This is a genomic window from Chitinophaga sp. CF118 (assembly GCF_900112615.1).
Taxonomy (GTDB): Bacteria; Bacteroidota; Bacteroidia; order Chitinophagales; family Chitinophagaceae; genus Chitinophaga.
Window position 1 is genome coordinate 358,206 of sequence record NZ_FOMK01000004.1, and the last position, 24,526, is coordinate 382,731.

Here is a 24,526-nt window from a genome sequence, read left to right on the forward strand (position 1 = left end):
AATGCAGTCGATATTAGATCTTGTGGGCAACACGCCCATGGTAGCACTGAAACATATCAGCGCAAATCCAGGCGTCACTATTTACGCCAAACTTGAAGGAAATAATCCTGGCGGCAGCGTGAAAGACAGAGCTGCGTATGGGATGATCAAAGGGGCGCTGGATCGTGGAGAGATTAAACCGGGCATCAAACTGATAGAAGCTACCAGCGGTAATACAGGAATAGCACTGGCCATGATAGCCAGCCTGTTTGGTGTAGAGATAGAACTGGTAATGCCGGAAGATGCTACCCGCGAACGGGTACTGACAATGGAGGCCTTTGGTGCTAAAGTGATACTGACTCCCAAAGAGGCATCTATGGAAGGTTCTATTGATTATGCCAATGAGCAGGTGGCAAAAGGTGGTTACCTGATGCTGAACCAGTTTGCCAATCCGGATAACTATAACATGCACTATAAGACTACCGGACCGGAGATATGGCGGGATACAAAAGGTACTATAACACATTTTGTGAGTGCAATGGGGACTACCGGCACTATTATGGGGGTATCCAAATTCCTGAAAGAGCAAAGTGAGAAGGTACAGATAGTGGGCTGTCAGCCTACTGAAGGTGCTAAAATTCCGGGGATTCGTAAATGGCCGGAAGCTTATCTGCCAAAGATCTTTGATAAAACCCGGGTAGACCGGACTATGGATATTTCAGAAACAGAGGCACGAGATATGACCCGCCGGCTGGCACGTGAAGAAGGGGTGTTCTGTGGGATGAGTAGCGGTGGTGCAGTATCAGCTGCACAAAGGTTATCCCGGGAACTGGAACATGGTGTGATAGTATGTATTATCTGCGACCGTGGGGATAGATATTTATCGTCCGATCTGTTTGGATGATATAGTCAATCGGGTTGACACCATACTGTATCTATGCTTCATCCATACAGAAGAGCAGGGAGAAACACGGGTGAACTACGGAATTAAGGATACTTTAGAATAGGTCTCAAGATAATTGAGGCCTTTCTTTTTTTAAATAAGGGGTCTATATAGATTGGTAATGATCATAAATACACTACGCCAATCACACGCTATCGGCACATCTACGTGCATTACTTTTAGTCAATTCTGGTTTTTAATAAAAGGAAAGAGAATAAAATGGGAGATGATATAAAAAGAAATGGCCCGCTTGATTAAGCGGGCCATTTCTTTTTATAGAGAAGTTGTATTATTTCTTCATGTACATCACTTCCTTTACCAGTTTCACAGTACGCTCGATATCGGGCAGGTACAGTTTTACCAGGTTAGGTGCGTAGTGCATAGGAGCATCTACAGCGGTGATACGGCGGATTGGAGCATCCAGGTAGTCAAAACCTTCTTTCTGGATACGGTAAGAGATCTCTGAAGAGATGCTGGCAAATGGCCATTGTTCTTCAACGATCACCAGACGGTTGGTTTTCTTTACAGATTCCAGAATGGTGAACCAGTCCAGCGGACGGATAGTACGGAGGTCGATTACTTCTGCCTCAATACCTTCCTTAGCCAGTTCTTCTGCTGCACCCAGGGCTACTTTCATCATTTTGTTGAAAGAAACGATGGTTACATCTTTACCGGCACGTTTGATATCAGCCTTACCAATAGGAATAATGTACTCTTCTTCAGGAACATCACCTAATTCACCGTACATCTGCTCACTTTCCATGAAAACAACCGGATCGTTATCGCGGATAGCTGATTTCAGCAAACCTTTGGCATCGTATGGATTGGAAACTGATATTACTTTTAAACCGGGGATATTAGCATAATAGCTTTCAAAAGCGGTAGAGTGCTGTGCTCCCAACTGACCAGCAGAACCGTTTGGTCCGCGGAAAACGATAGGGCAACCTACCTGTCCACCACTCATTGCCAGCATTTTAGAAGCCGTATTCAGGATCTGATCAAGTGCCAGTACAGCAAAGTTCCAGGTCATGAATTCCAGTACCGGGCGAAGACCGTTCTGAGCGGCACCCACACCAATAGCAGTGAAACCTAACTCGGCAATAGGTGTATCTATTACTCTTTTGGCCCCAAACTCGTCCAGCATTCCCTGGCTAACTTTATAGGCCCCATTGTATTCGGCTACTTCCTCTCCCATCAGGAAAACCCGCTCGTCACGGCGCATTTCTTCCTGCAGGGCTTCTCGTAATGCTTGTCTGAAAGCTATCTGACGCATGCTGTTACTCTTAAAGTTTGAAAGTTTTAAAAACCCTTAATTCTATAAAGGCAGGGGCAAAATTATCGTTTGTTGATGAAAAAGCAAAGGAAAACTTACCGTTGTAATTACAATAGGTATTATTCAAGGTTTCGGCTTATTTTATATGATATATTTTAAATATTATATATATTAGCAGTCATTGTGCCCATTTATAAGCCAATGCCCTATTCCTATGTTTACCATTACCGTACTTTCAGGTTGTTTTCTGGCAGCCATTTCCTGCAGAATAAAAAAGGTGAAAGCGCCCATGGTCACAGATCTGATCTGGTATATTCACCTGGTATTCCTCTTTTTTTCGGCCTTGTGCCTATTGTTGCTGATCTCAGGTTACGGTTTTAAGGGAATTTATACGGAACGGGTATTTTTTACCTTTTATGCAGGTTCCGGGATCTTATTATATGGATTAACACAACAGGATACATCCGGGAAGTACGCCTATTTGTGCCTCTTTTTCGGTTTCCCCTTCCTGTTAATGTTTGGATTACTGCTGCCTCCCCTGCGTATTCTTACGGTCGTGCTAGGATTAGGACTATTGTCTGACGGGAATACTGAACGTTACCCGATTGATGATGACTTTTCGCTGCAGGCTAAAACTGTAGAGGTATTAAACAGGGTTCCTGATTATAGTCTGGTGGAAGATAAATACTTCTTATTTGAGAAGATCACTTCGAATGTTGTTTCTCCTGCCAGTCGTTTGCAGGCGCTTAAAATGGAGAAAACAGGAAATGACAGTCTTCGTCTGCAACTCAGGTTAATGGGAGATGCAGGCAAAATGGGGAGTCGTATTGATACCACCATAAGCCTGCATCAGTAATAGAATCTTTCTAATATTAAGGTTTAATGGGAATTGCCTGAAAAGGATCCTCTATGGAGCCTCTACAGCTTTTACACAACCCTTAACGTCTCTATTTTACTTTTTATACTCTTTCAATAATAATAGCGCTGGCACCACCACCGCCATTACAGATACCGGCAACACCATAACGGGCATTGTGGTGATGTAATATAGAATTCAATGTAACAACGATACGGGCACCACTGCAACCAATAGGATGGCCCATTGCTACAGCTCCACCCCATACATTCACTTTACCAGGTTCCAGACCAAGATCACGTTCATTAGCAATTGGAACGCAGGAGAATGCTTCATTGATTTCTGCAAAATCCATATCTGCTATTGTCAGTTTCGCTTTTGCCAGAGCGTTATTAATAGCTTTTACGGGTGTGGTAGTAAACCACTCCGGTGCCTGAGAGGCATCTGCAAAACTGATAATCTTAGCCAGTGGCTTTAATCCCAGTTCTTTCAGTTTTTCTCCGCTTACCAGTACTACGGCGGCAGCGCCATCATTCAAATTGGAGGCATTGGCCGCTGTTATAGTACCATCTTTCTGGAAAGTCGGTTTCAGAGTAGGGATCTTATCGAAGTTCACTTTTTTGTAATCTTCATCTTCGATAACGGTCACTACCTGCTTTCCCGGTACTTCTACAGGGATGATCTCATTTTTAAAGTAGCCACTTTCTGTAGCAGTTGCTGCACGACGGTAACTCCGGATAGCATATTCATCCTGTTCCTGCCGGGATATTTTATATTCAGCAGCGCAGATCTCGGCGGCATTCCCCATATGGAAATCCTTGTAAGGATCCCAGAGGCCATCGCGGATAACACCATCGGTTACAGCACCATGTCCCAAACGATAACCATTACGGGCCTTATCCAGGTAATATGGCACGTTACTCATGCTTTCCATACCTCCTGCCACTACTACCTCGTTATCGCCCAATAAGATGCTTTGTGCGGCCAGCATAATAGCCTTCATACCGGAAGCGCACACTTTATTGACTGTTGTACAAGGTACATTAACAGGAACCCCTGCATAAATACTTGCCTGATTGGCAGGAGCCTGTCCGAGGTTGGCCCCCAGAACATTACCCATGTACACTTCATTTACTTCTGAGGCAGCTACTCCTGCTCTTTCCAGCGCAGTTTTAATCGCCAGTGCACCTAACTGTGTAGCAGGTAATGATGCCAGTGCACCGTTAAAAGATCCAATAGGAGTGCGTATTGCTGAAACTATAAATACTTCTTTCATCCGTAATACTTTTGTAGGTAGGATAACCCTTGCCTGTTAAGATTGATTTGGTATCCTCCAAATATAACGGAAAATCAGAAACGGTAACCGAACTTAATACCGAGTGACAAGTGAGGATAAACACCATCTTCAAAACTGAAGAAATCATCATCATTATAATAGTCAACTCCATCCATCAGACCCTTATTTTTACGTTCTTTATATCTTAAACCTACCCCACCATAAAACTCAATCAGGAAATGGCGATCTTCATCAAGGAATTTCTGGATACCTACATTGGCGGAACCAGCTATTATTTTCTTCTCTTGAGTATATTCTGCAGGATCTATATAGACGGTCTGTGTACCATTGTAATATTGGCCACCATCGGACATTTTAGTATACTTCATATCTTTGTAAGTAGCCATTAAGCTGATGTAGCCATTAAAACTGCGGTGACGTCCTGCGAAATAATATTTAATCTGTGGTTGTATACGATAACCGGTATGACGACCATCATCCTTATATAACTCGGGCATTGTGTACAACATCCAGGTACCATCTACAGCTAAAGCCCAATGTAATGCAAAGCGGTATTCCAGTCCCAAAGTTGGACCAGCTTCCGGTTCAAAAAGGCTAACAACATTTGTAGACACTATCAGACCTGGTTTCCGGGGAAATTGTCCTTCTTTAGGGAACCTTGAACGCTGACCATAAGATAAATTTGCTAAGAAAAAGAAAGTACAGAGGCAAAGTAAAAATCTATTCATGTGACATTTATTGAGTGAAACGTATGTAGGTTGCTGATTGTTACTCAGGGTATTGCGGGTACAAATATAATACATAAAATAATAAAGTATAATATTCAGGGGGTCATATATTGAATAAAAAAACTGCCGTCCCTTTGTTAAGGACCGGCAGTTTTTTTTAAACAATCAATGTATTTTATTGCAGTACAACAGTCAATGTTTTCTGCGTTCCATAACCAGCTACTTCTATCAGGTAATAACCTTTTGGCAAATGTGTAAGATCAAGTTGCAGGAGCTGTTGCTGTGTAGTAGTACTATAAACTAAACGACCCTGTAAACTGTGTACCTTAACGGTTACCATTTTCAGCAATGGTTTGGAAAATTGCAAATGTACCAGACCTTCGGAAGGATTAGGATAAGCCTTTACAGTATTGCTGCCAAGAGTTACTTCTCCCACCGCAGTTATTACCACAGCAATTTCTGAAGACATACTGCTACATCCTGTGCCATTTTTAGATTCTACTTTATAAGTTCCATTAGCACTTGCACGATACTTTGCATTCGTTGCACCTTCAATAGCAGTATTATTTTTATACCATTGCCAGTTATAGATACCCGATGTGAACAGACTATCTCCACGTTGAGTGATTACAGGTTGTGCCGGCTGATTGGTGATAGCAAATTGTTTAGACCAGGTAGTAGTATCAGCAGGTGAACTGGCTTTAATGCGAATTACATAATTATCTGCGCAAGCCAGACTATCAGGGATTATTATATTTATAGCAATGTTTCTGCTACTACTTTTAACACTACCCAGAGAAATTACTTCCTGTGGTTGTAATCCTGTTGTACGACCACCATTATCATCCAGCATCAGTTCCGCGGTAAAGATGTTGTCTGCGTTGAAGTCATGATTAAAGGTAGTTGTTACCCTGAGGGTACTGTCTGTTATTGTACCTACATTAGTAGTAATTGTATCCGGAACAGGTAAAGTATAGATGAAAGGAACAGATGTTCTTCCACAACCGTTTGGACTTATCACATTTACCGTGTAACTACCGCTGGCTGTTGGAAATAACAATTTCTGATGCTCCATGCCCAGCTCTATATTGTCTTTATACCAGTAGTAATAAATTCCCTCCGATGCGATAAGCGTATCGCTGTAGTTACGTGCCAGCCTGATCGATGCTTTAGCCGGCGGATCAAGGACTACGTCAATGGAATCCGTTGCACGGATTGTATTACAACTGTCTTTTACCAATAAGGAATATCGTCCTTGTGTAGTTACCCTTATGGTACGTGCAGTATCGCCATTACTCCAGAGATAACCGCCGGAATATGGGAAGACGTTAGCTGTAAGTGTTGCGGTATCTGCACATACCAGTGTTTCATTCGCAATTCTTGCAACCCATGGAAGCGTTGCCAGTACCATAATCTGTTGAAATATGCTGGTAGTATCACCATTAATATCAGTTACCCTGAATCTTACAAGGTAAACATCGGGGGTGAAGTTATCAGTAAAATTCTTTGTATACCATACTTGATTATTGATGATCCACTCGTACTTAACAATAGAATCCCTACTGTTTACGATGCCTGTAAATGTTAGTATCTGCCGGTTACAGGGAGATACCTGATAAGTGAAATCAACAGATGTCGGTTGAGGTACAGTGGTATATATATATGGTACAGGATCGGCAGTTGCGGTACAACCAAGGCTGCTTGTTACAACGGCTTTATACATTCCGCTTTTTGCAGGAATGATGTAAGCAAAGGTTTGCCCGCTCAGCAAGGTATCGTTCCTGTACCATTTCCAGGTATAGGTAGGATTATATGGTGAAGTAAATTTACTGAGTGATCCGTACAATGTATCATTGTTCTGATGAATGCTTACTGTTAATGGATCATTCAGTACGATGTTAAGAGAATCTGTTGCGCGGACATTTCCACAGCTATCTTTCAGATAGGCGATGTATGTACCTGAATTCAATGCCCAGTACTTATTTATAAGCGGTTTATTCCATGTAATAGAATAATGACCACTGACACCTTCTGCCCTTGCATCGATAGTAGCTGTATCCCTGCAGCTTACACCCACACTAAGGTTAATAATCTCTGCATGAACTTTCCAGTCATCTGCAACAACTATTGATTTGGTAATATTAGCCGTATCACCGGAAGCCGTAGTTACACTAAATGTTACATTGTAGGTACCTGCGGTAAATCTGATACTGGTATTTTTAGTGAGCCATATTGCACCTGTACCAATACTCCATGTATAAGCAACAATAGAATCCTGTCCGTTCACAATACCATCAAACCTAATCTCCTGTGGATTGCAGAGTGATACTATATAAGTATAATCGACGGTCAGTTTAGCCGGAGGGGCAGTATATATGAAAGGCGCTGAAGATAGAGTACAAGCAGCATTACTTTGCACAACCGCCTTATAAGTTCCGCTTATTGAAGGAATGATGTAAGGCTGTGTTTCTCCTGTCAGTAATGTATCATTCCTATACCATTTCCAGGTGTAGACAACAACGTGATTAGGATAGTAAGTGAAATTACTGAGTGATCCGTATAGTGTGTCTCTTACCTTATTAAGACTAAGACTCAGCGGATCGTTAATAGTAATGTTCAGAGTATCCGCTGCACGTATATTCCCGCAGGAATCTTTCAGATAGGCAATGTACTGTCCGGGATTAAAGACCATATTACCATTAGTTAGCTGTTTATTCCAGGAAATGGTATAGGGTGCATCAGTACCCACAGCAGTTGCAACCACTTCAGCCGTATCCATACAACCCCAACCTGTTCTTAGCTCATCTATCTCTGCATTGATTTTCCAGGTATCTGCAACAACTATTGGTTTGGAAATAGTAGCCGTAAGACCTGACAGCGTGGTTACTTTAAGAACAACATTGTAAGTCCCTGTCTGATAATCTGTGGATGCAATCTTAGTGAATGCTGTTTTCTGATTACCGAAATCCCAACTATAAGTTACTACCGAATCCAGCGGAGATGCAAGTGCAGGTGTGATATCCCTAAAAGTGATATGACGTGGATCGCAGGGTGCTGAAACGTAAGTAAAGTTAACATGAGGCGTGTCTGTTGCTACGCGGATATATATGGAATCCGAGGTGATGTTTCCGCAATAAGTAGCAGATAATGTGTATACTCCTTCTGTGGTCACATGCAGAACAGCAGTATCGCCTGTAGACCACCGGTATCTGTATTTAGAATTTACGTTGTGCAACAGATCTTTCAATGTAAGTGGGCTACCTGATAAAATAGTTGTATCCTGTATCAGATCTATCTGTGGTTTTGAATCGATCGTTACCGTCTGATAAGCTGTATCGAGTGTACCTATTACGTTACTTACGATCAGACTTACTGTGTAATTACCGTTCTGCGTATAGGTATGTGTGAGATGATATGCACCAGAAGAATCTTTACTTCCATCACCAAAAGACCATATTGCATAATTAATTCCATTGGAGTTGGTAGAGAAGGAACTATCTGTAAATGTAACAGTATTACAGTTCTTACCATCTATCGATATTTTAGCATGTAATGAGGTTGTATCCAGTTTTACATTGATCGTATCCTGAATATAATCTCCATTTTTGCTAATCGATACATAATAAGTACCGGGAGATGAAATAGCTAATCCATTATTTGAGGATGTATTATCATTGGTACCATACCAGAAATAATCAGCACCAGGGTTTTCCGTATCAAACATCCTTAAGACATCCCCCTGTATTAAGCTTGTATCGCGGTTATTCCAACTATTATGATGAACGTATGGTTCACGTATGTTAAAATCATATGTAGCCATTGTATCGCTACATATTGAAGATATATCAGGACGCAATGTTACACTGGCGATTACTTTATAGCTCCCCGGTTTTTGATACCAATGGTATTCCTCATAATTACGATCCCGCAAATATCTTGTCGAGTCTCCCCATGTCCAATGTACTTTACTGTATGCATTGTAAGGATAAGGTACGTTCAGTTTCATTATCATGGTGAATGTATCCATAGCCCAGTTACTACCTGTATATAAAGGTGCAAGTGAGGCTGTTCCGGAAGTAACAATTATGGAATCAGTTATAGTTTGTCCACAACTATTTACACTTACTGTAAATTTACCTGCTGACTTCACTTTTATATCGGGTGTTGTCTGACCAGTAGACCATAAATATGTTTGCGTATCATTCCGGAAAAAATCTTCGTTGCTTTTCAACAGGATAGAATCACTGCATAACTGATATTGATGATAACGGGGATTCAGGGCCGGGTATACATTTATAGCATGAGATTCATTACCAGGCATGGCTTCGGAAAAATACCAGCCCCCATTGCTATCCTTGACCTTCAGTTCAACCTGATAACGTCCTCTTTGAGTGTATGTATGTGCGGGAGCCTCTTCATTCGAGTAGGTCCCATCCCCAAAACTCCATTGCCTATAGACAACAGGGTAAGTGCCCATAGTCATATCTCTAAAATGAACCGTTAATGGTCCACAACCGTACGCAGTGTCCACTTCAAAGTTTACAAGAGTAGTTTGGGCTGACAATGAAAACGAAGAGCTAACAAAAAGAAACAATAGTAAAAGTCTATTCATTATTTATAGGGATTATATGTTGTGACGCAAATATATATCTAAATAACCACCCGTTTTAAACATATGGGCTTAAACCTCAAAAATGAGTAAGTTTGCAACTTAGACCAGCAAACAAACATTGATTTCTCAAAACACTATACAGCAGATCCTTGCCCGCATTGATATTGTGGAGATTGTAGGCAATTTCGTGAAATTGAAGAAAAGGGGGGCCAACTACCTTGGACTATGCCCTTTTCATAATGAGAAGTCTCCTTCTTTTACTGTTACGCCCAGCAAAGAAATCTATAAATGCTTTGGGTGTGGCGCCAGTGGTAATGGTATCAAGTTCCTGATGGAGCATGAGAAGTACTCCTATGTGGAAGCTCTTCGCTGGCTGGCACAGAAGTACGATGTGGCGGTTGAGGAAACGGAAATGAGTCCGGAGGTAAAGCAGCAGCAGCAACTGGCTGACAGTCTTTATATTATCAACAACTTTGCCCGGGAATATTTTGCAGATACCCTGCTGAACTCAGAAGAAGGCCAGAATGTAGGGCTTAGTTATTTCGAGGAAAGGGGATTTACACAGGAAACCATCCGTAAATTCCAACTTGGTTATAGTTTGAATGTATGGGATGCTTTTACGAAAGCTGCGCTGGCGAAAGGATACAACTTAGATTATCTCCAAAAGACGGGCCTGGTCACTATCCGCAATGAACAGCCGGGAGATAACTACCGTGGAAGGGTGATCTTCCCCATTCATAACCAGAGCGGTAAAGTGCTCGGCTTTGGTGCCCGTATCCTGGTAAAGAACGACCGTGCACCCAAATACATCAACTCCCCTGAGAACGAGATCTATATAAAGAACCGGATCCTGTACGGTACTTATTTTGCACGTCATGCGATTGACAAGCTGAACGAGTGTTTGCTGGTAGAAGGATATACGGATGTGATCTCCCTGCATCAGGCAGGTATAGAAAATGTGGTGGCATCCAGCGGTACTTCCCTGACTCAGCACCAGCTTCGCCTGATCAAAAAATATACTAACAACCTTACCATCCTGTTTGACGGGGATAATGCCGGTGTGAAGGCTGCTTTACGCGGCCTCGACATGGCGATTGAAGAGGGCCTGAACGTAAAACTTGTACTGATACCCGATAAGGAAGACCCGGACAGCTATGTACAAAAGATTGGTGCACAGGCATTCCGGGAGTTTATAGCGACCAACAAGCAGGACTTTATCCTATTCAAACTGCAGATTACCATGCAGGATGCGGGTAATGACAGTACGAGGAAGTCGCAGCTGGTAAATGAGATTGCGGAAACCATTTCCAAGATTGACAAAACAGAAGACTTTACCAAGCAGCAGGACTATATCCGTCAGTGCAGCCAGGTATTAAAGATAGACGAACAGGGACTGATTAACCTGGTGAATAAGTTCATTCGTGAACGCTTTCAGAAAAAGGAACAGCAACAGTCCAGGGATAATGCCAACTCCCCTTCTCCGGATGATGACCTCTCTCCGGAAGCAATTGCTGCGATGGAAGCCATGGAAGGCGGTGAAGGTGGTGCTGTCAACTATTTTAACCCGGATGAGAAACAGGAGAAAGAACTGGTAAAGATATTACTGCGATTCGGAGACCGTCCTTTCAGTGAAGAAGATAAAAATACTGTGGCGGATTACATCTTCCATCTTCCTTATGATTTTGAATCCCTGACAGACAGTGAGATTGTAAAGAGAATATTGCGGGAATACAAGAAGATGTATGATGATGATAACCTGCCCGACAAGAAATGGTTCCTTTATCATTCAGATCCTGAAATAGCGGCAGTTGTAGTGCATATCATGGAAGATAAAGAAGCGGAATTAAGTGCGAACTGGAAAGATCGCTATGAAATTGAAACTATCTATGGTGATAATGCCTACCTCCAGGATACTATCTCTACCACCAATTACCTGATACTACGAAAGATAAGGAAGATGATGACTGAGAACCAGCAGGAGATGGAAAAGTCTTCCATTTTTGAAGAACAAATCAGATGCATAGAAATGCATAAGCATCTGAAGCAACTGGAAACAGAACTTACACAAGGATTAGGAACGGTTATCTTCAGATAGGTGGACTATATTATTTCTTTCTCTCCCACACCTGGAATGTTAAAGCATATTGATGCTTTTCATCCTTTTCATGACGCTCATTTTTTATAAGCTCCCATTCATCAGGTTTGTCTTCAGGTTCAAAGTCAGGAAAGTAAGTATCTCCTACTACTACCTTATCATCATGTACACGGGTAATATATACCCTGTCTACTATCGGTAATGCTATTTTGAATATTTCACCACCACCGGTAACGAAGATTTCTTCTGTGTTATACTTCTTTGCTTCTTCAATACCGGCTTCAAGAGAAGGTACTACAGTCAATCCTTCTCTTTTGAAATCAGGCTGACGGGAGATAACAATATTTGGCCTGCCCGGCAGTACACGTCCCAGTTCATCAAATGATTTGCGACCCATGATGATAGGCTTACCAATAGTAGTTTGCTTAAAATATCTCATATCCACAGGCAGGTGCCAGGGAAGATGATTATGGATTCCGATTACATTATTTTCTGAAGCAGCGACAATGATAGAGAGCATGCAAAGTATTAATTGGTGAGTGCGAATGTATACATTAAACTGCTACTGGTGCTTTAATATGCGGATGATACTGATAATTTACCAGTTCAAAATCTTCATATTTAAAGCTGAAGATGTCTTTTACTGCAGGGTTTATTTTCATCACCGGCAATTCGAATGGCTTACGGCTCAGTTGCAGTTTTGCTTGTTCTATATGATTGCTGTAAAGATGTACATCTCCAAAAGTGTGAATAAATTCACCTGGCTCCAGCCCACAGACCTGTGCTATCATCATGGTGAGAAGTGCATAAGAGGCAATGTTAAAAGGCACTCCCAGGAACACGTCTGCACTACGCTGGTATAACTGGCAACTTAAGCGTCCGTTGGCCACATAAAACTGGAATAGGCAATGACAGGGGCTTAAAGCCATTTTAGGAAGATCGCCCACATTCCAGGCATTTACAATGATACGACGGGAGTCCGGATTGTTTTTCAAAGTATTAATGACTTCACTGATCTGGTCTATTACACCACCATCCCTGGTTTCCCAGCTACGCCACTGTTTGCCGTATACGGGACCAAGGTCACCGTTTTCGTCAGCCCATTCGTCCCAGATCTTTACGCCATGTTCTTTCAGGTATTGAATGTTGGTATCACCGTTCAGGAACCACAACAACTCATAAATAATGGATTTCAGGTGGAGCTTCTTGGTAGTTACCATTGGAAAGCCATCCTGCAGATTAAACCGCAACTGATTACCGAAACAGCTAGTTGTACCTGTACCGGTCCGGTCAGTTTTCACTACGCCTTGATCCATAATATGTTGCAGCAAATGAAGATATTGTTCCATGGGGCAAAGTAACGAAAAAAGCTGCTAATTACAGAGTCTGTAATTAGCAGCTTTTTTCGTTACGGGATGACTGTTTGAAGATTCTACGCAATACGTTAGAAGGTACCTAGCTTAGGCCTTGCATATTTACTTGCACAACCTTCAATACATCCTATGTAATATAAATAAAGAGTATCTGTATTAACTTTTACGATGAAAGAAGAGGTATCCTTACCTCCTTGTTTATACAATTTCAGAATAGTATCTGGGTATTCGAAATTATTGGAGGGAATAATAGTAAAATGATCATAATCTTTTTTATTACTGCTGAACAGGCCACTGGTTGTGAAAGAAATAGTTTCATTTTCAGTAGCAGGACGCCAGATCACAGGACCAGCACCAGGAGAGTTCCAGGAAGCACTTAATTGCCACGGACCTTCCAGAGAAAGAGGGTTTACAGGACAAGGACATATTGTAATATTAGGATCCTGTCCTTTGTTCTTATTCTTAGTGCAGGCAAACAATAACATTAATGCAACAGGTAACAGGTACAGTACACGTTTCATATAGGTTGTCTGGATTTATATTGAAACGGGTACTCTCTGAAGAAAGTTACAGTGCTCTTCTTTTTAGTTCGCGGCGAATCAACCCCAACTCTCTGCCTACTTGTCCTGAAATAGATGTATTCTCCTGGGCACGGCGCAACAGATAAGGCATTACATCCTTTACCGGACCATAAGGTAAATATTTAGAAACATGATAGCCGGCATGTGCCAGGTTGAATGTGATATTATCACTCATGCCAAAAAGCTGAGAGAAATTGACGTGAGGATGTTGATGTGGTGTTTTTTGTTTGTCCATCAGACTGGCCGCCAGCATGGAACTGTCTTCATTATGTGTACCGATAAATACCCCCAGTCTGTCCAGCCTCTCCATACAGAAGCGTACAGCTGCATCATAATCGTGGTCGGTGGCCTCTTTATTCGGTTGGATAGGAGAAGGATATCCCATTTCCAGTGCACGTTTACGTTCCTTTTCCATGTACGCACCACGTACCAGTTTAGCCCCCAGCAAATATCCACCTTTCTGGGCTTTGTCGAATGACTTCTGCAGGTAACTCAGCCTGTCGTGACGGTAAAGCTGAAAAGTATTATAAATAATGACATGTTCTTTATTGAAGCGGGCCATGAGATCATCTGCCAGATCGTCTACCGGTTGCTGGATCCATGATTCTTCGGCATCTATCAGCAATCCGATTTTGTGCTTTGCCGCAGCTTCGGCGATAGCTGAAATGCGGTTCTGTACACGGGTAAACTCTTCCCTTTCCTGAGGACTCAAAGGAGCGCCTTCATGCAGTTTTTCAAGCAGCGAAAAACGCGCAAAACCGGTCACTTTAATTGCGATAAACGGGATTCCCGGTTTACTGGCAGCGTACCCAATAGCCTTTATAAACTCTGGAACAGCTTTATCATAGTTCTCCTCTCCCTCCATTGCCTCTACCCCATAATCCAATGCTACCCCTACATGGTATTTCACTAATGCCTGTGCAGTCTGTGCTGCTTCTTCCAGACTTTCACCTCCACAGAACTGACTGAAAATGGTATTCCTTATCAGGCCTTTAATAGGCAGCTTCAGTTTAAAAGCCAGCGGCGTCAATGCCCCTCCCAGCTTTACCAACCATGGCTTGCCCATACTGCTAAACAGGAAGTCAGCTTTTTTTAATGCCCGGTTAGTTTTTGATTCGAAGGCGATGGCTGTATTGTCAAATGATAATGATAGCTGCTTATCCATGGGGCGCAAAGTTAGTATCCCTCTTCCTTTCCGCAAAAATTAGATAATATCCAAGTAAGCCTGTCTTTCATTAATTAAATTACTAATGAGCCAGCCTTTATTTTAAACCTGATACAGTTTTTCCGTATTTTTATATCTTCACCAAAATGAATGCTCCCAGTGCCTACTTCTAATAAACAGAATAAAATCGTCCAGAGCAAATGGTTATATCTGGCAATTGTCATCTTATTATCAGCAACCACTATTGCTGCCTGGTACTATCGTCAGTACAAAAAACAACCAGCATTACAGCAGTTTCGTGATAAACAACAGGGATATACTACTTATACCGGCACACCGGGAGAACGTAAGCAGTTCTCACTGGCAGATGGTACAGTTGTAATTTTAAATGGCAACTCCCGGTTGATGGTACCTGATGATTTTGCGTCTAAGCACTCCGTATTACTGGATGGGGAGGCTTATTTTGATGCTCCGGCTGCTTTAACAGTGAAGACCAATATACTGGTGATGACCACGCAGCCGTCTGCTGCTTTCAAAATCCGGTGTTTTGAGCAACAACAGGGTGCTACCGGCTATTTAGTGCGGGGAAAGGTGCAGGTGACCAAATCCTACCATTCTACCACCGATAACCAACCAGAGATATTGGGAGATGGAAATATGATCCTCGCTAATAAGGAAATAGACCTGATGGAGAAGGAAACTTATGTACCGCTGGAAATGCAGGAATGGCTGGCTGAGAAAATAACATTCGAGAAAGAACCGTTCATGAATGTGATGCATAAATTAGAAGACTGGTATGGTACAGAGATTTATGTTGATGGGAATGGCGGCGAATTACCCCCTATAACAGCCAGCTTTGACCATGCGACACTGAGTGAGGTAATGGATAAGATTAAGAAACAAGCTGATTTTAAATACAAGATTAAGCCCGAACAGGTAGAGATTAAATTCTGAGGACAATGACGAAATGGAAGATGGTAAAATGAAAAAAGAGGGTGCAAAATACACCCTCTTTTTTCATTTTATGCAATGATTACTTCAGCTTAATTCTGCTCCAACTTTTTTCAACAGTTCCAGTGTTTTGCGAACACCTTCATCTTCGGAGAGCTGTGTACCTTCATATTCTATCCCTACATGACCGGTATAACCAGCATCTTTCACAATCTTCATTATTTTACGGTAGTCTGTTTCTATACAATTGCCATCGGCATCGAAATCATGTGTTTTAGCACTTACACCTTTTGCGAAAGGCATGAGTTCTGTTACTCCCTCATAACGATCATATTCTTCCAGGCACTTTGTTTTAGCCCATGCTTCCGGTGTATCATTTTCCGGTTTGGTACGGTTCAGGCAGAAATTACCAAAATCAGGTAATGTACCACAGTTAGGCCTGTTGACAGCTTTCATCACACTGGATAACCATTTACCATTGGATGAGTTGCCGCCATGATTTTCAACGATGACATTAATATTATGTGTACTGCCAAATTCGGCCAGTTTAGCGAGAGACTCTTCTACTGCTTTGGCAACTTCTTCCGGCTTCCCATCGCCTGCCGCATTTACGCGAATGGCGTGACAGCCCAGGTATTCTGCTGCTTCTACCCACTTATAATGATTCTCTACCGCTTTAAGTCTCTTTTTAGCATCGGAATCCCCCATTTCACCTTCTCCATCACACATTATCAGTACACTGCGTACCCCATTATCACTACAACGCTTTTTCAGGTCTGCCAGGTAGGCTTTATCGTTTGCTTTATCTTTAAAGAACTGATTAACGTACTCTACCGCTTCAATACCAAAATCCTTTTTAGCCTTCCCCGGGAAATCCAGGTGCGACATCTTATTGGAGAATAATGCCTGGTGAAAAGACCATTCTGCCAGGGAGATCTTAAAGAAAAGTGGTTTCTCCTCCGTACTACCGGGCAGGGCAGTAGCAGCTGTACTGTCTTTGCTTCCTTTTGTGGATGAACCACTATTACAGGCCGCTAATATAGATGGCAACATACCTGCTCCCATTGTATATAAAGCCATTTGTCTCAGAAATTCCCTGCGTTGCTTAGGATTGTTCATTATACGTGGTTTTAATGCGGATTAATATTAAAATATACAATTTATAGTGGAAAGGAGTATGTGGTTCTAATAAAAATGTAAAAAATTATCCCAAAAGCATAGTTTTTTCACATTTTATTTATACCTTAAAACTTCTAAATCCCCGTTTGTCTTTATTTTATAATTCCACCCTGATGTACGCAAGTAACATCATATGTGATAACTAAAGCCGTATCAGGACTTGTTCCGGTACGGCTTTTCTAATTCCGGGTATCATCAATTTAGGAAATCCAACACTTTTTCAATCACTACTTTATCTTTCATGATCCTGAAATGACCATCCCCGTTTATACGAAGCGCTGAGATGGAGGAATATTGTTGCAGAAACATATTGATCTCTTCCGGTTTAGCTACCGTATCATTCTCATCATATACTACCAGGATTTTCTCTGCCTTTATCTGCTGTGGGTAAAGGAAAAGATCTAACTCTTTCAGATCCTGGTGCAGTTGTTTTAAAATCTGTTGCTCTACTTTTTCAACCACTACCGGAGGGATACGGAACAGATCATACGTTTCTTTAAAAAAGGAAGGCGCACTTACGGCAGCACTTATCATCACGAGGCGAGGTACGGTTACCTCCTGACGAACCAATGTGAGTGCGGCATTCAGTCCTCCAAGTGAATGTCCTATAATCGCATGTACCGGACCTGCCTGTTGCAATACCTGGTGCATAACGTGCATCCACTGTATCAGGTTCGTCCTTTTCCCTGCAGAGAAACCATGTGCCGGAGCATCGAATGATATTACCTCATATCCACTGCTCACCAAAGCAGTGATCATATGTTTGAAATCGAGAGGAGAACCACCCCAACCATGTAAGAGCAATACTTTTTTATCCGATTGCCCCCAGCTGTAAGTAGCCAATCTAATTTGATCTCCCCGAAAAGGATATATGCTGAGTTGCATCTCACCAACTTTAGCTTCATTCTTTACCTCCATATGCGTGGACCGGAATTTTCTTTTGGGAGGAGTGGAATAAAGCCGTAGGAATAAACTTGCGGCCAAGCCGGGGAAAGGTTTTCCCAGCACAGACAGCAACAAAGCAGAAACCTTAAGAGATGTGGGTAATACTTGTTTTTGCATAAAGTGGATTCAATGCCAGACCAGCTTATCCGTTCAGAGTTTCAATGGCCTTATAAAATTAAAGCATTAAATCTTATTTAAGAAATAAGGTAAAAGGGAAGTTTTCAAGAATACTTTAAGGCTACTTATTCAGCAACTTTTAAACGCCAGGTAGCATTGACCTTTCCATTCTTGCGCCCCAGTTCCAATTGTTCCGGAGTAGCGTTCTTAAACAGGTATTCCAATGCAATCGTTTTTGAATAATCGGTCACTGCTTTTTTGTCAATGATAAAACCTGCCTTTTTGAATAATGCTTCTGCTGCTTCAAAACTTTCAAACTTATTTTCTTCAATATGATGTGCAGCAAAGAATTGCTGCAGTTTATCATCAAAACCCAGGTTACGGCTGTCGCTCATGTTCTTAATATAGATATCCGCTGTAATCCAGTAGCCACCATGTTTTTTCAGTACTTTATGAATGATGCTGAGCAGTTTTTCTTTTTCTTCATCTCCCAGATACATTAGTAATCCTTCATTCACTATAACGATCTCACCCGGAGAGAACCGGCTAACAATATTCATGAACTGTTCTTCATCCAGCGCATTGAGGGGTAATGTTTCCAGTTTGCCCTTTGTTTCAGAGCCATCTTGTTGCAAGGTTGTTACAAAGTTGATTTTCGTTGCGATCAGATCTGGCAGATCAGTATCTATGTAATGAACATCATGTTCTTTTACTGCATTAAGACCACGGAATGAAAAGCCGGAAGATAATTCCAGGATATTCTTTGCAGACAGTTCTGTAAGCAGTTGATCGATACTCCAGTACCTGTTTTCAAAATGGGCCAGTCTTGCCCAGAAACCGAATTCTGTACGGTTGTAATCAGGAATATATTTCTCAGGATATGCCATGAGTTCTGCGGCCTGTCTGGCATAAGGAATTGGGGTCATTCCCTTCATTAGCAGCAATGATCTGGCAGAAGGGCTGATAGTATTGTAATTACGATCATTTATGTTCATTTGGTGTATGTTTCCGGGTTAAGCTTAACGTGTTTGCCATACAAAGGTAAGAAAAAGCCGCACTGGAAATTTGTCCGGTACGGCTTTAAATTGTTATTCAATGGATAGTGACTGGTTATTAATCTTTAGGCGGATGCCGGTGCCACCAGGAGGCCAGCAGGGAACCGGTCACATTCATTAAAGGCCCAAACACAGCGGGTGCCAGTCCTACGGTAGCGATCTTTCCCATACTCTTTGCGATGGCAGATGCCAATCCGCCATTCTGCATACCCACCTCGATAGCAATGGTACGGCAGTCCTGTTCTTTCATGCGAATCAGTTTAGCCAGTCCGTAACCCAATCCGTAACCGGACAGGTTATGAATGAGAGAGGAAAGTATCAGCAGCATTCCTACCTGCAACAGGCTATCACGGCCGTGTGCGGTAATGATTACAATGATGAAAGCAATGGCAGTCATCGATACTTTCGGCATGATATTATCCAGCCATTTTAAACGGCCTTTCAGGAAGTGATTGAAAAGCAATCCGGCAGCTACAGGCAGGATCACCATTTTTGTGATATCCCACATCATGGTCGTCACACTAATATTGATATAACTGCCTGCCAGCCAGCGCATCAGGAAAGGAGTTACTAATGGCGCCAGCATGGTGGAAACGGCTGTCAGTGTTACTGATAAAGCCAGATTGGCCTTTGCCAGATAGGAAATAACGTTAGAAGCCATGCCGCAGGGAACAGTCCCTATCAGTATTACCCCAGCAGCAATTTCCGGTGGGAAGTTGAACAGGTGTGCCAATCCCCAGCCAATAAACGGCATAATGGTAAAATGGCAGATTACCCCGGTGAATACGCCCTGCGGCATTTTTATTACACCATAGAAATCATGCAGGCTCATGGAAGTACCCATTCCAAACATAATGATCATCAATAATGGAGTAATCAGCTTTGAAGACTCCCAACTACCAACATGTGTGAAATACTGCGGATAATACAAAGAAGTAGTAACAGCAGCAAAGATCATCAAAGTGTATACAAACCCACGTGTTTGTGGTTTCCTCGAAAATATAACGGCCAGGATAATCCAGCATGCGATAATAAAAGGACCCGCAGAGGGGAGTAATGTGTTCATATCAATGGAATTTGTATTCGGTTTACCAGGTTCTTTTTTCAAGCATTTTGTCAAGTTCCTGGCGTGTCATAGGTGTTTTACCGGTTTGTTTGTGTTGCCATTCGATAAATGCATTCCGGATGGCATCCGTCCAGTTGTTATCAATTTCGCCGGGAGTATAACGCCCCGACTTTAACATCTCAAATCCAAACTGGTCTTTTACAATGATGAATGCAGCAATGCGGATTACCTTTTCTGCAAGGTGTGCCGGGATAAATACAACTCCTTCTTTAGAAGAGAGTACGAGATCGCCCGGTAATACAATAGCATGACCTATGCGAATAGGTGTATTCAATCCTGTGAGCATTACATTCTTCAGGTAAGAGGGATCCCAGTCCCTCACAAAGGCATTAAACCCTTCTATCTGTTCCAGTCCTTCGAGATCGCGGGCAGAAGCGTTGAATATAACGCCATTGCCTGAACGTGCAAAAATTGCGTTGCCCAGATTAGAACCGATCAAAGTACCCTCCGAGATCTTTCCAAAACCATCTGCCACATAAACATCTCCTTTACTCAACTGCTGAATAGGCCAGGAATTTGTGTTTCCCTTAAACCCTTTTTCCGCACCTCTTTCCTTAATATGCTGTTCCACATCTGGTCTGGCTGGCATGAACATCGCAGTTACGGCGCGGCCCACAATAGGCTTGTCGGGATGGATCATTTTCCATCCTCCGTCAAACTGACAATGGTACCCCTCTCCTTCCAGGATCGTCCATACATCGTCGATATTCACTTCTCGGGCTTGTGCAATCAGGGCATCAGGGATCTTAGGTCTTCCATCCGGGAAACGCTCTCCCTGCCATTCGGAAGTGAGGAAGATCAATTCTTCCTTTGGTATGGTCTGCGCCCGTAGTTTTGAAATAAACAACAAGGTGAGAGGAAGGATATACAAAAATTTCATGTGGTGCAATTTATAGAATGGATGATAGTTTTTCTGGTGTATTTATAGATCAATAGTAATCATACTTTATTAGCAGTCCTATACTTTTTAAGTTTTACTTTGCACCATTCGCAATCCCATTCAAATCGTACACTACTTTACCGGCACGGATCGTCACTTCACATACCAGTTTCTGACTACCTTCCAGCCTGGTACCCACAGCATCAGTAAATCCGAACTTTCCTTTTTCAATACTCAGGATAGCAATGTCTGCCACACCTTTAACAGACAGATTACCCAACTCTTCATGTTTGATAGCAAATGCTGCTTCTGAAGTTGTTGCTTTAATTAATGCCGGTATACTCATTCCCATATTCAGAAATTTAGACATTACATTAAGCTGGTCTTTCATGGCACCATTCATACTACCTGTATGGATATCAGTACTGATTGTATTAGGAAAGAAACCTGCTTTTAAGGCTGGTATAGCCTGTGTATAGCTAAAGCTGGTACCTCCATGGCCTACATCAAACAAGATCCCCTTTTTGCGTGCATCCATTATAAAAGGACGCAGTTTGCCATTCTCATCAACAATACCCATTCTTCTTTTTATCTGTGCATACGCGTGGGTGTAGATATCGCCAGGGCGAAGATGATTCATGAACAACTCTTCCAGTGACAGCGGCGGATTACTGCCACCAAAATCAACCATTACTGGCTTGTCTGTCAGTTTACCGGCAGCAACAGCACGATCCACCGGCGCCCACTCAGCACCTTCGTAATGTGCCACTTTAATACCTACAATCAGATTCCTGTACTGATTTACTGTGAGGGCTGTCATCTTTGAATCCATATCATTGATGTCCTGTTCATAAGCCCCCCCACGCATACCACCACCTACAATATTAATGAACGCCAGCACTCTTGTTTTAGAATGTTGGATTGTCTGATTCATGAACGTTTCAAAATTACGCCAGCCGGAACTTCCTGCATCTACTACCGTTGTCACGCCACAACGAAAGGTGAAACCATCTGGCGCCACAGCATCATAACTATTGTTAAGATAACGGTTTGGAATAGTACCAATAAAATTATGTGTATGAATGTCTATTAACCCCGGAGTGACATACAAACCGGTAGCATTAATCACTCTCAAAGCTGTAGCTGGGTCGATATTCTCATCCACTTTAGCAATACTATCACCAGCTACTGCAACATCCATTACCGCATCAATATTATTTTTCGAATCTATTACGTGACCACCTTTTATGAGTAAACTATATTGTTGTGCTTTTGAAATGATGCATGCAAGATGTATAAACGCTATGAGAAATAACACACACTTAAAAATCTTTCTCATTACTGATATTTTTAATTGAGACCTATATAAATTGCAATGAAATTCAAGGACTCCCGCTCCCGCCAGCAGGCGGGATACGGAAAACACACAAATAGAGCTATATACCTGCGGTCTTCGTATGCTGGTGGAAGCGGGAAATACTTAGAAATAACAGGAAGGGACCGGCAGCTTCATCCCACTGCCAGCCCTGTTAAGCCCTGCTGGTTGTGCATAAACACACCATATATCAACCATGCGATTCGGATAATGCTTTTTCTGTCAGGACCTTTTTTAATTGTGTGGCCACAATCTTTTCCTGTCCCGGTACCAGCATCCAGGTAGTTATGCTGATTTCATGTTCATTAGAGCCACCAGCTACTTCAATAGACGGCGTACCGCTCCGTAATTTTTCTTTTACATCGGCTGCTGTTGCCGGAATCTTTTTAGGATCCCACGAAATGTGTAATGTAGGAATATGGTTAGCGATAGCCGGTACTTTTACTTCCGTTACAACACCACTTACAGACTTGGCCGCATCACCTATCAGTTTGATCTGCGCTTCCCAGGCTTTCCATTCTTTATCGTGGTCTGCGTTCAGATAAATTTCCAGCGCTACCAACATTCCCAGTACTTCTTCTTTGTTTACTTTGTATCCCCTTCCAATGGTGTTACCTCTTGGCGGAGCACTTAATCTTGCAGCCTGAATGATCTTTTTATTACCAAGCATGAGACCTGCGCTTTGTGGTCCGCGCAATCCTTTACCACCAGAAAAACATACGATGTCATAACCCATCTTTGTGTATCTGAACAGATTGTCTACAGGAGGAACATCTGCTGCACAATCGATGATAGTGGGAATGTTATGTTTCTTCGCTATCTGCTGGAATTCTTCTACCTGGATCTTTCCATCGAAATTATTTGCATTCAAAAAATACATCAGGGCTGTTTTTTCGCTGATTGCATTTTCCAGTTCCTCTTTTGTATCGATGTATATAATTTTAAGACCGGTGTTCTGGATAGCATGAGCATAATCGATACGGTGAGCGTTCTGCATGATCGCTTCCGTTTTCATACCATTACTTTCAAGGAAGGGTAACTGCGACACTTTCTTTTCATCCATACCTGTCAGTATTCCCGCAGAAGCCAATGTGATTGCAGATGCAGCACCTGAGGTAACCGTTGCATATTCACAATGCAACAGGTCAGCAATGCGCTGTCCTACCTTATCCTGCAATTCATCAAGCATCACGTATTCTTTGGAAGCATACTGGATAGCACTCAAAACTTCCGGAAGCATCAGCGAGCCGGTCATAAAGGTGTAAGTACCGGCAGCATTGATAAAGGTGCGGACACCCAGATCTTTAAAAAGATCTTTTCCTGCGAGTGGAGCTTTATCAGATTCTTCAGATAAAGGCAATAGCTTAGCTGTACCTGCAAATGCACCCAGTACGGGTAATGCAGACATATTCTTTAATAAGTCTCTGCGATTCATAATAAAAGTGTAAATCGTAAATAAAATTGGTCATTACAAAGCTGCAATGCAATCCATCTCTACCAGTGAATTTCCCGGTACGCCACCGTATACGGCAACAGTTGTGCGCACCGGAGGATTACTGCCGAAACGACCTTTATATACTTCATTCATTCCTTTGTAATCATTCAGATCGTGCAGGAATACACTTACTTTAAGTACTTTATCCATAGAAGAACCTGCCTTCTTCAACTGTACTTCCATTTCTTTAAGCACAATCTCTGTATGTGATTTTATATCACCTTCAACGTGCGCACCTATACCGGCAATGTATACCGTATTACCGTGGATCTTAAAGCTGGAAAATAACGGCACATCCTGTTCATATATCACATTTCCCTTCACGGTTGTTTCTGGCAGGTGGGCACCGGCAGCTTTTGCTACTGCGTTAATACCTGTAATACCTGCTACAGCAGCCATCATTTTTTTCAGTACGGATCTTCTTTGATTTTGCATGATTGAGAATGTTTATAATTATGGGTTAAAAATTTAACAGGAAACTCCGGATGGAGTTGAATAAAA

20 protein-coding genes are annotated in these 24,526 nt (G+C 42.2%); 4 read left to right on the forward strand and 16 right to left on the reverse strand.

What is annotated here, in order from left to right:
* Window position 1: 1 nt before the first annotated feature.
* Window positions 2–883, forward strand: a complete 882-nt coding sequence (gene cysM / locus BM176_RS17795; protein WP_090105498.1) for a cysteine synthase CysM — start codon at window positions 2–4, stop codon at window positions 881–883.
* A gap of 328 nt (window positions 884–1,211) precedes the next feature.
* On the opposite strand, the gene BM176_RS17800 is transcribed toward cysM, so the two are convergent.
* Window positions 1,212–2,195, reverse strand: a complete 984-nt coding sequence (locus BM176_RS17800) for a pyruvate dehydrogenase complex E1 component subunit beta (protein WP_090105501.1) — start codon at window positions 2,193–2,195, stop codon at window positions 1,212–1,214.
* Between the two features lie 214 nt (window positions 2,196–2,409).
* Between BM176_RS17800 and BM176_RS17805 the strand changes: the two genes are divergently transcribed.
* Entirely contained in the window at window positions 2,410–3,051 is a 642-nt protein-coding gene (locus tag BM176_RS17805; protein ID WP_090105503.1) for a hypothetical protein, read from the forward strand.
* Window positions 3,052–3,154: 103 nt separating this feature from the next.
* Here the strand turns inward: BM176_RS17805 and BM176_RS17810 are convergent, their stop codons facing one another.
* From BM176_RS17810 to BM176_RS17820, 3 genes are all read right to left on the reverse strand, one after another.
* Window positions 3,155–4,327, reverse strand: coding sequence for an acetyl-CoA C-acyltransferase (locus BM176_RS17810; protein WP_090105505.1), 1,173 nt, complete (start codon window positions 4,325–4,327; stop codon window positions 3,155–3,157).
* A 74-nt stretch (window positions 4,328–4,401) separates the two neighbouring features.
* Window positions 4,402–5,076 carry a DUF3575 domain-containing protein gene (locus tag BM176_RS17815; RefSeq protein WP_177230442.1) on the reverse strand — a complete coding sequence of 225 codons (675 nt, stop codon included), beginning with the start codon at window positions 5,074–5,076 and terminating at the stop codon, window positions 4,402–4,404.
* A 175-nt stretch (window positions 5,077–5,251) separates the two neighbouring features.
* A complete protein-coding gene (locus BM176_RS17820; RefSeq protein ID WP_090105509.1) occupies window positions 5,252–9,688 on the reverse strand; it encodes a PKD domain-containing protein in 4,437 nt (1,478 codons plus the stop codon).
* A 118-nt stretch (window positions 9,689–9,806) separates the two neighbouring features.
* Between BM176_RS17820 and dnaG the strand changes: the two genes are divergently transcribed.
* A complete protein-coding gene (gene dnaG / locus BM176_RS17825; protein WP_090105511.1) occupies window positions 9,807–11,783 on the forward strand; it encodes a DNA primase in 1,977 nt (658 codons plus the stop codon).
* A 10-nt stretch (window positions 11,784–11,793) separates the two neighbouring features.
* Here dnaG and BM176_RS17830 read toward each other — a convergent pair whose 3' ends face one another.
* From BM176_RS17830 to BM176_RS17845, 4 genes are all read right to left on the reverse strand, one after another.
* Complete coding sequence (locus tag BM176_RS17830) at window positions 11,794–12,303, reverse strand: dihydrofolate reductase (RefSeq protein ID WP_090105513.1); 510 nt, start codon at window positions 12,301–12,303, stop codon at window positions 11,794–11,796.
* Window positions 12,304–12,337: 34 nt separating this feature from the next.
* A complete protein-coding gene (locus tag BM176_RS17835) occupies window positions 12,338–13,132 on the reverse strand; it encodes a thymidylate synthase (RefSeq protein WP_090105514.1) in 795 nt (264 codons plus the stop codon).
* A 95-nt stretch (window positions 13,133–13,227) separates the two neighbouring features.
* Window positions 13,228–13,677 (reverse strand): hypothetical protein, encoded by a 450-nt coding sequence (locus BM176_RS17840; RefSeq protein ID WP_090105516.1) that lies wholly within the window; start codon window positions 13,675–13,677, stop codon window positions 13,228–13,230.
* A gap of 46 nt (window positions 13,678–13,723) precedes the next feature.
* Window positions 13,724–14,902, reverse strand: coding sequence for a proline dehydrogenase family protein (locus tag BM176_RS17845; RefSeq protein ID WP_090105518.1), 1,179 nt, complete (start codon window positions 14,900–14,902; stop codon window positions 13,724–13,726).
* Between the two features lie 159 nt (window positions 14,903–15,061).
* Between BM176_RS17845 and BM176_RS17850 the strand changes: the two genes are divergently transcribed.
* A complete protein-coding gene (locus tag BM176_RS17850; protein ID WP_177230443.1) occupies window positions 15,062–15,856 on the forward strand; it encodes a FecR family protein in 795 nt (264 codons plus the stop codon).
* Between the two features lie 84 nt (window positions 15,857–15,940).
* Here the strand turns inward: BM176_RS17850 and BM176_RS17855 are convergent, their stop codons facing one another.
* The 8 genes from BM176_RS17855 to BM176_RS17890 form a co-directional block, all read right to left on the reverse strand.
* Window positions 15,941–16,972 carry a sugar phosphate isomerase/epimerase family protein gene (locus BM176_RS17855; RefSeq protein WP_090105522.1) on the reverse strand — a complete coding sequence of 344 codons (1,032 nt, stop codon included), beginning with the start codon at window positions 16,970–16,972 and terminating at the stop codon, window positions 15,941–15,943.
* Between the two features lie 255 nt (window positions 16,973–17,227).
* Window positions 17,228–18,094: an alpha/beta hydrolase gene (locus BM176_RS17860; protein ID WP_090105524.1), complete on the reverse strand. Its 867-nt coding sequence runs from the start codon at window positions 18,092–18,094 to the stop codon at window positions 17,228–17,230.
* Window positions 18,095–18,219: 125 nt separating this feature from the next.
* Window positions 18,220–19,089, reverse strand: coding sequence for a hypothetical protein (locus BM176_RS17865; protein ID WP_090105526.1), 870 nt, complete (start codon window positions 19,087–19,089; stop codon window positions 18,220–18,222).
* Between the two features lie 118 nt (window positions 19,090–19,207).
* A complete protein-coding gene (locus tag BM176_RS17870; RefSeq protein ID WP_090106117.1) occupies window positions 19,208–20,215 on the reverse strand; it encodes a bile acid:sodium symporter family protein in 1,008 nt (335 codons plus the stop codon).
* A gap of 22 nt (window positions 20,216–20,237) precedes the next feature.
* A complete protein-coding gene (locus BM176_RS17875; RefSeq protein ID WP_090105528.1) occupies window positions 20,238–21,155 on the reverse strand; it encodes an RraA family protein in 918 nt (305 codons plus the stop codon).
* 94 nt (window positions 21,156–21,249) lie between these two features.
* Window positions 21,250–22,494: an amidohydrolase/deacetylase family metallohydrolase gene (locus BM176_RS17880; protein ID WP_090105529.1), complete on the reverse strand. Its 1,245-nt coding sequence runs from the start codon at window positions 22,492–22,494 to the stop codon at window positions 21,250–21,252.
* Between the two features lie 226 nt (window positions 22,495–22,720).
* Entirely contained in the window at window positions 22,721–23,965 is a 1,245-nt protein-coding gene (locus BM176_RS17885) for an aminotransferase class V-fold PLP-dependent enzyme (RefSeq protein WP_090105531.1), read from the reverse strand.
* Between the two features lie 33 nt (window positions 23,966–23,998).
* Window positions 23,999–24,460 carry a RidA family protein gene (locus BM176_RS17890; protein WP_090105532.1) on the reverse strand — a complete coding sequence of 154 codons (462 nt, stop codon included), beginning with the start codon at window positions 24,458–24,460 and terminating at the stop codon, window positions 23,999–24,001.
* Between the last annotated feature and the right edge of the window lie 66 nt (window positions 24,461–24,526).

Bases quoted from the DNA above. Each gene is read 5' to 3' on its own strand.
- cysM (WP_090105498.1), top strand. From the start codon at position 2: ATGCAGTCGATATTAGATCTTGTGGGCAACACGCCCATGGTAGCACTG.
- BM176_RS17810 (WP_090105505.1), bottom strand. From the start codon at position 4,327: ATGAAAGAAGTATTTATAGTTTCAGCAATACGCACTCCTATTGGATCT.
- BM176_RS17880 (WP_090105529.1), bottom strand. From the start codon at position 22,494: ATGAGAAAGATTTTTAAGTGTGTGTTATTTCTCATAGCGTTTATACAT.
- BM176_RS17855 (WP_090105522.1), bottom strand. From the start codon at position 16,972: ATGAACAATCCTAAGCAACGCAGGGAATTTCTGAGACAAATGGCTTTA.
- BM176_RS17845 (WP_090105518.1), bottom strand. From the start codon at position 14,902: ATGGATAAGCAGCTATCATTATCATTTGACAATACAGCCATCGCCTTC.
- BM176_RS17865 (WP_090105526.1), bottom strand. From the start codon at position 19,089: ATGAACATAAATGATCGTAATTACAATACTATCAGCCCTTCTGCCAGA.
- BM176_RS17840 (WP_090105516.1), bottom strand. From the start codon at position 13,677: ATGAAACGTGTACTGTACCTGTTACCTGTTGCATTAATGTTATTGTTT.
- BM176_RS17805 (WP_090105503.1), top strand. From the start codon at position 2,410: ATGTTTACCATTACCGTACTTTCAGGTTGTTTTCTGGCAGCCATTTCC.
- BM176_RS17875 (WP_090105528.1), bottom strand. From the start codon at position 21,155: ATGAAATTTTTGTATATCCTTCCTCTCACCTTGTTGTTTATTTCAAAA.
- BM176_RS17890 (WP_090105532.1), bottom strand. From the start codon at position 24,460: ATGCAAAATCAAAGAAGATCCGTACTGAAAAAAATGATGGCTGCTGTA.
- BM176_RS17870 (WP_090106117.1), bottom strand. From the start codon at position 20,215: ATGAACACATTACTCCCCTCTGCGGGTCCTTTTATTATCGCATGCTGG.
- BM176_RS17815 (WP_177230442.1), bottom strand. From the start codon at position 5,076: ATGAATAGATTTTTACTTTGCCTCTGTACTTTCTTTTTCTTAGCAAAT.
- BM176_RS17885 (WP_090105531.1), bottom strand. From the start codon at position 23,965: ATGAATCGCAGAGACTTATTAAAGAATATGTCTGCATTACCCGTACTG.
- BM176_RS17835 (WP_090105514.1), bottom strand. From the start codon at position 13,132: ATGGAACAATATCTTCATTTGCTGCAACATATTATGGATCAAGGCGTA.
- BM176_RS17800 (WP_090105501.1), bottom strand. From the start codon at position 2,195: ATGCGTCAGATAGCTTTCAGACAAGCATTACGAGAAGCCCTGCAGGAA.
- BM176_RS17860 (WP_090105524.1), bottom strand. From the start codon at position 18,094: ATGCAAAAACAAGTATTACCCACATCTCTTAAGGTTTCTGCTTTGTTG.
- BM176_RS17820 (WP_090105509.1), bottom strand. From the start codon at position 9,688: ATGAATAGACTTTTACTATTGTTTCTTTTTGTTAGCTCTTCGTTTTCA.
- BM176_RS17830 (WP_090105513.1), bottom strand. From the start codon at position 12,303: ATGCTCTCTATCATTGTCGCTGCTTCAGAAAATAATGTAATCGGAATC.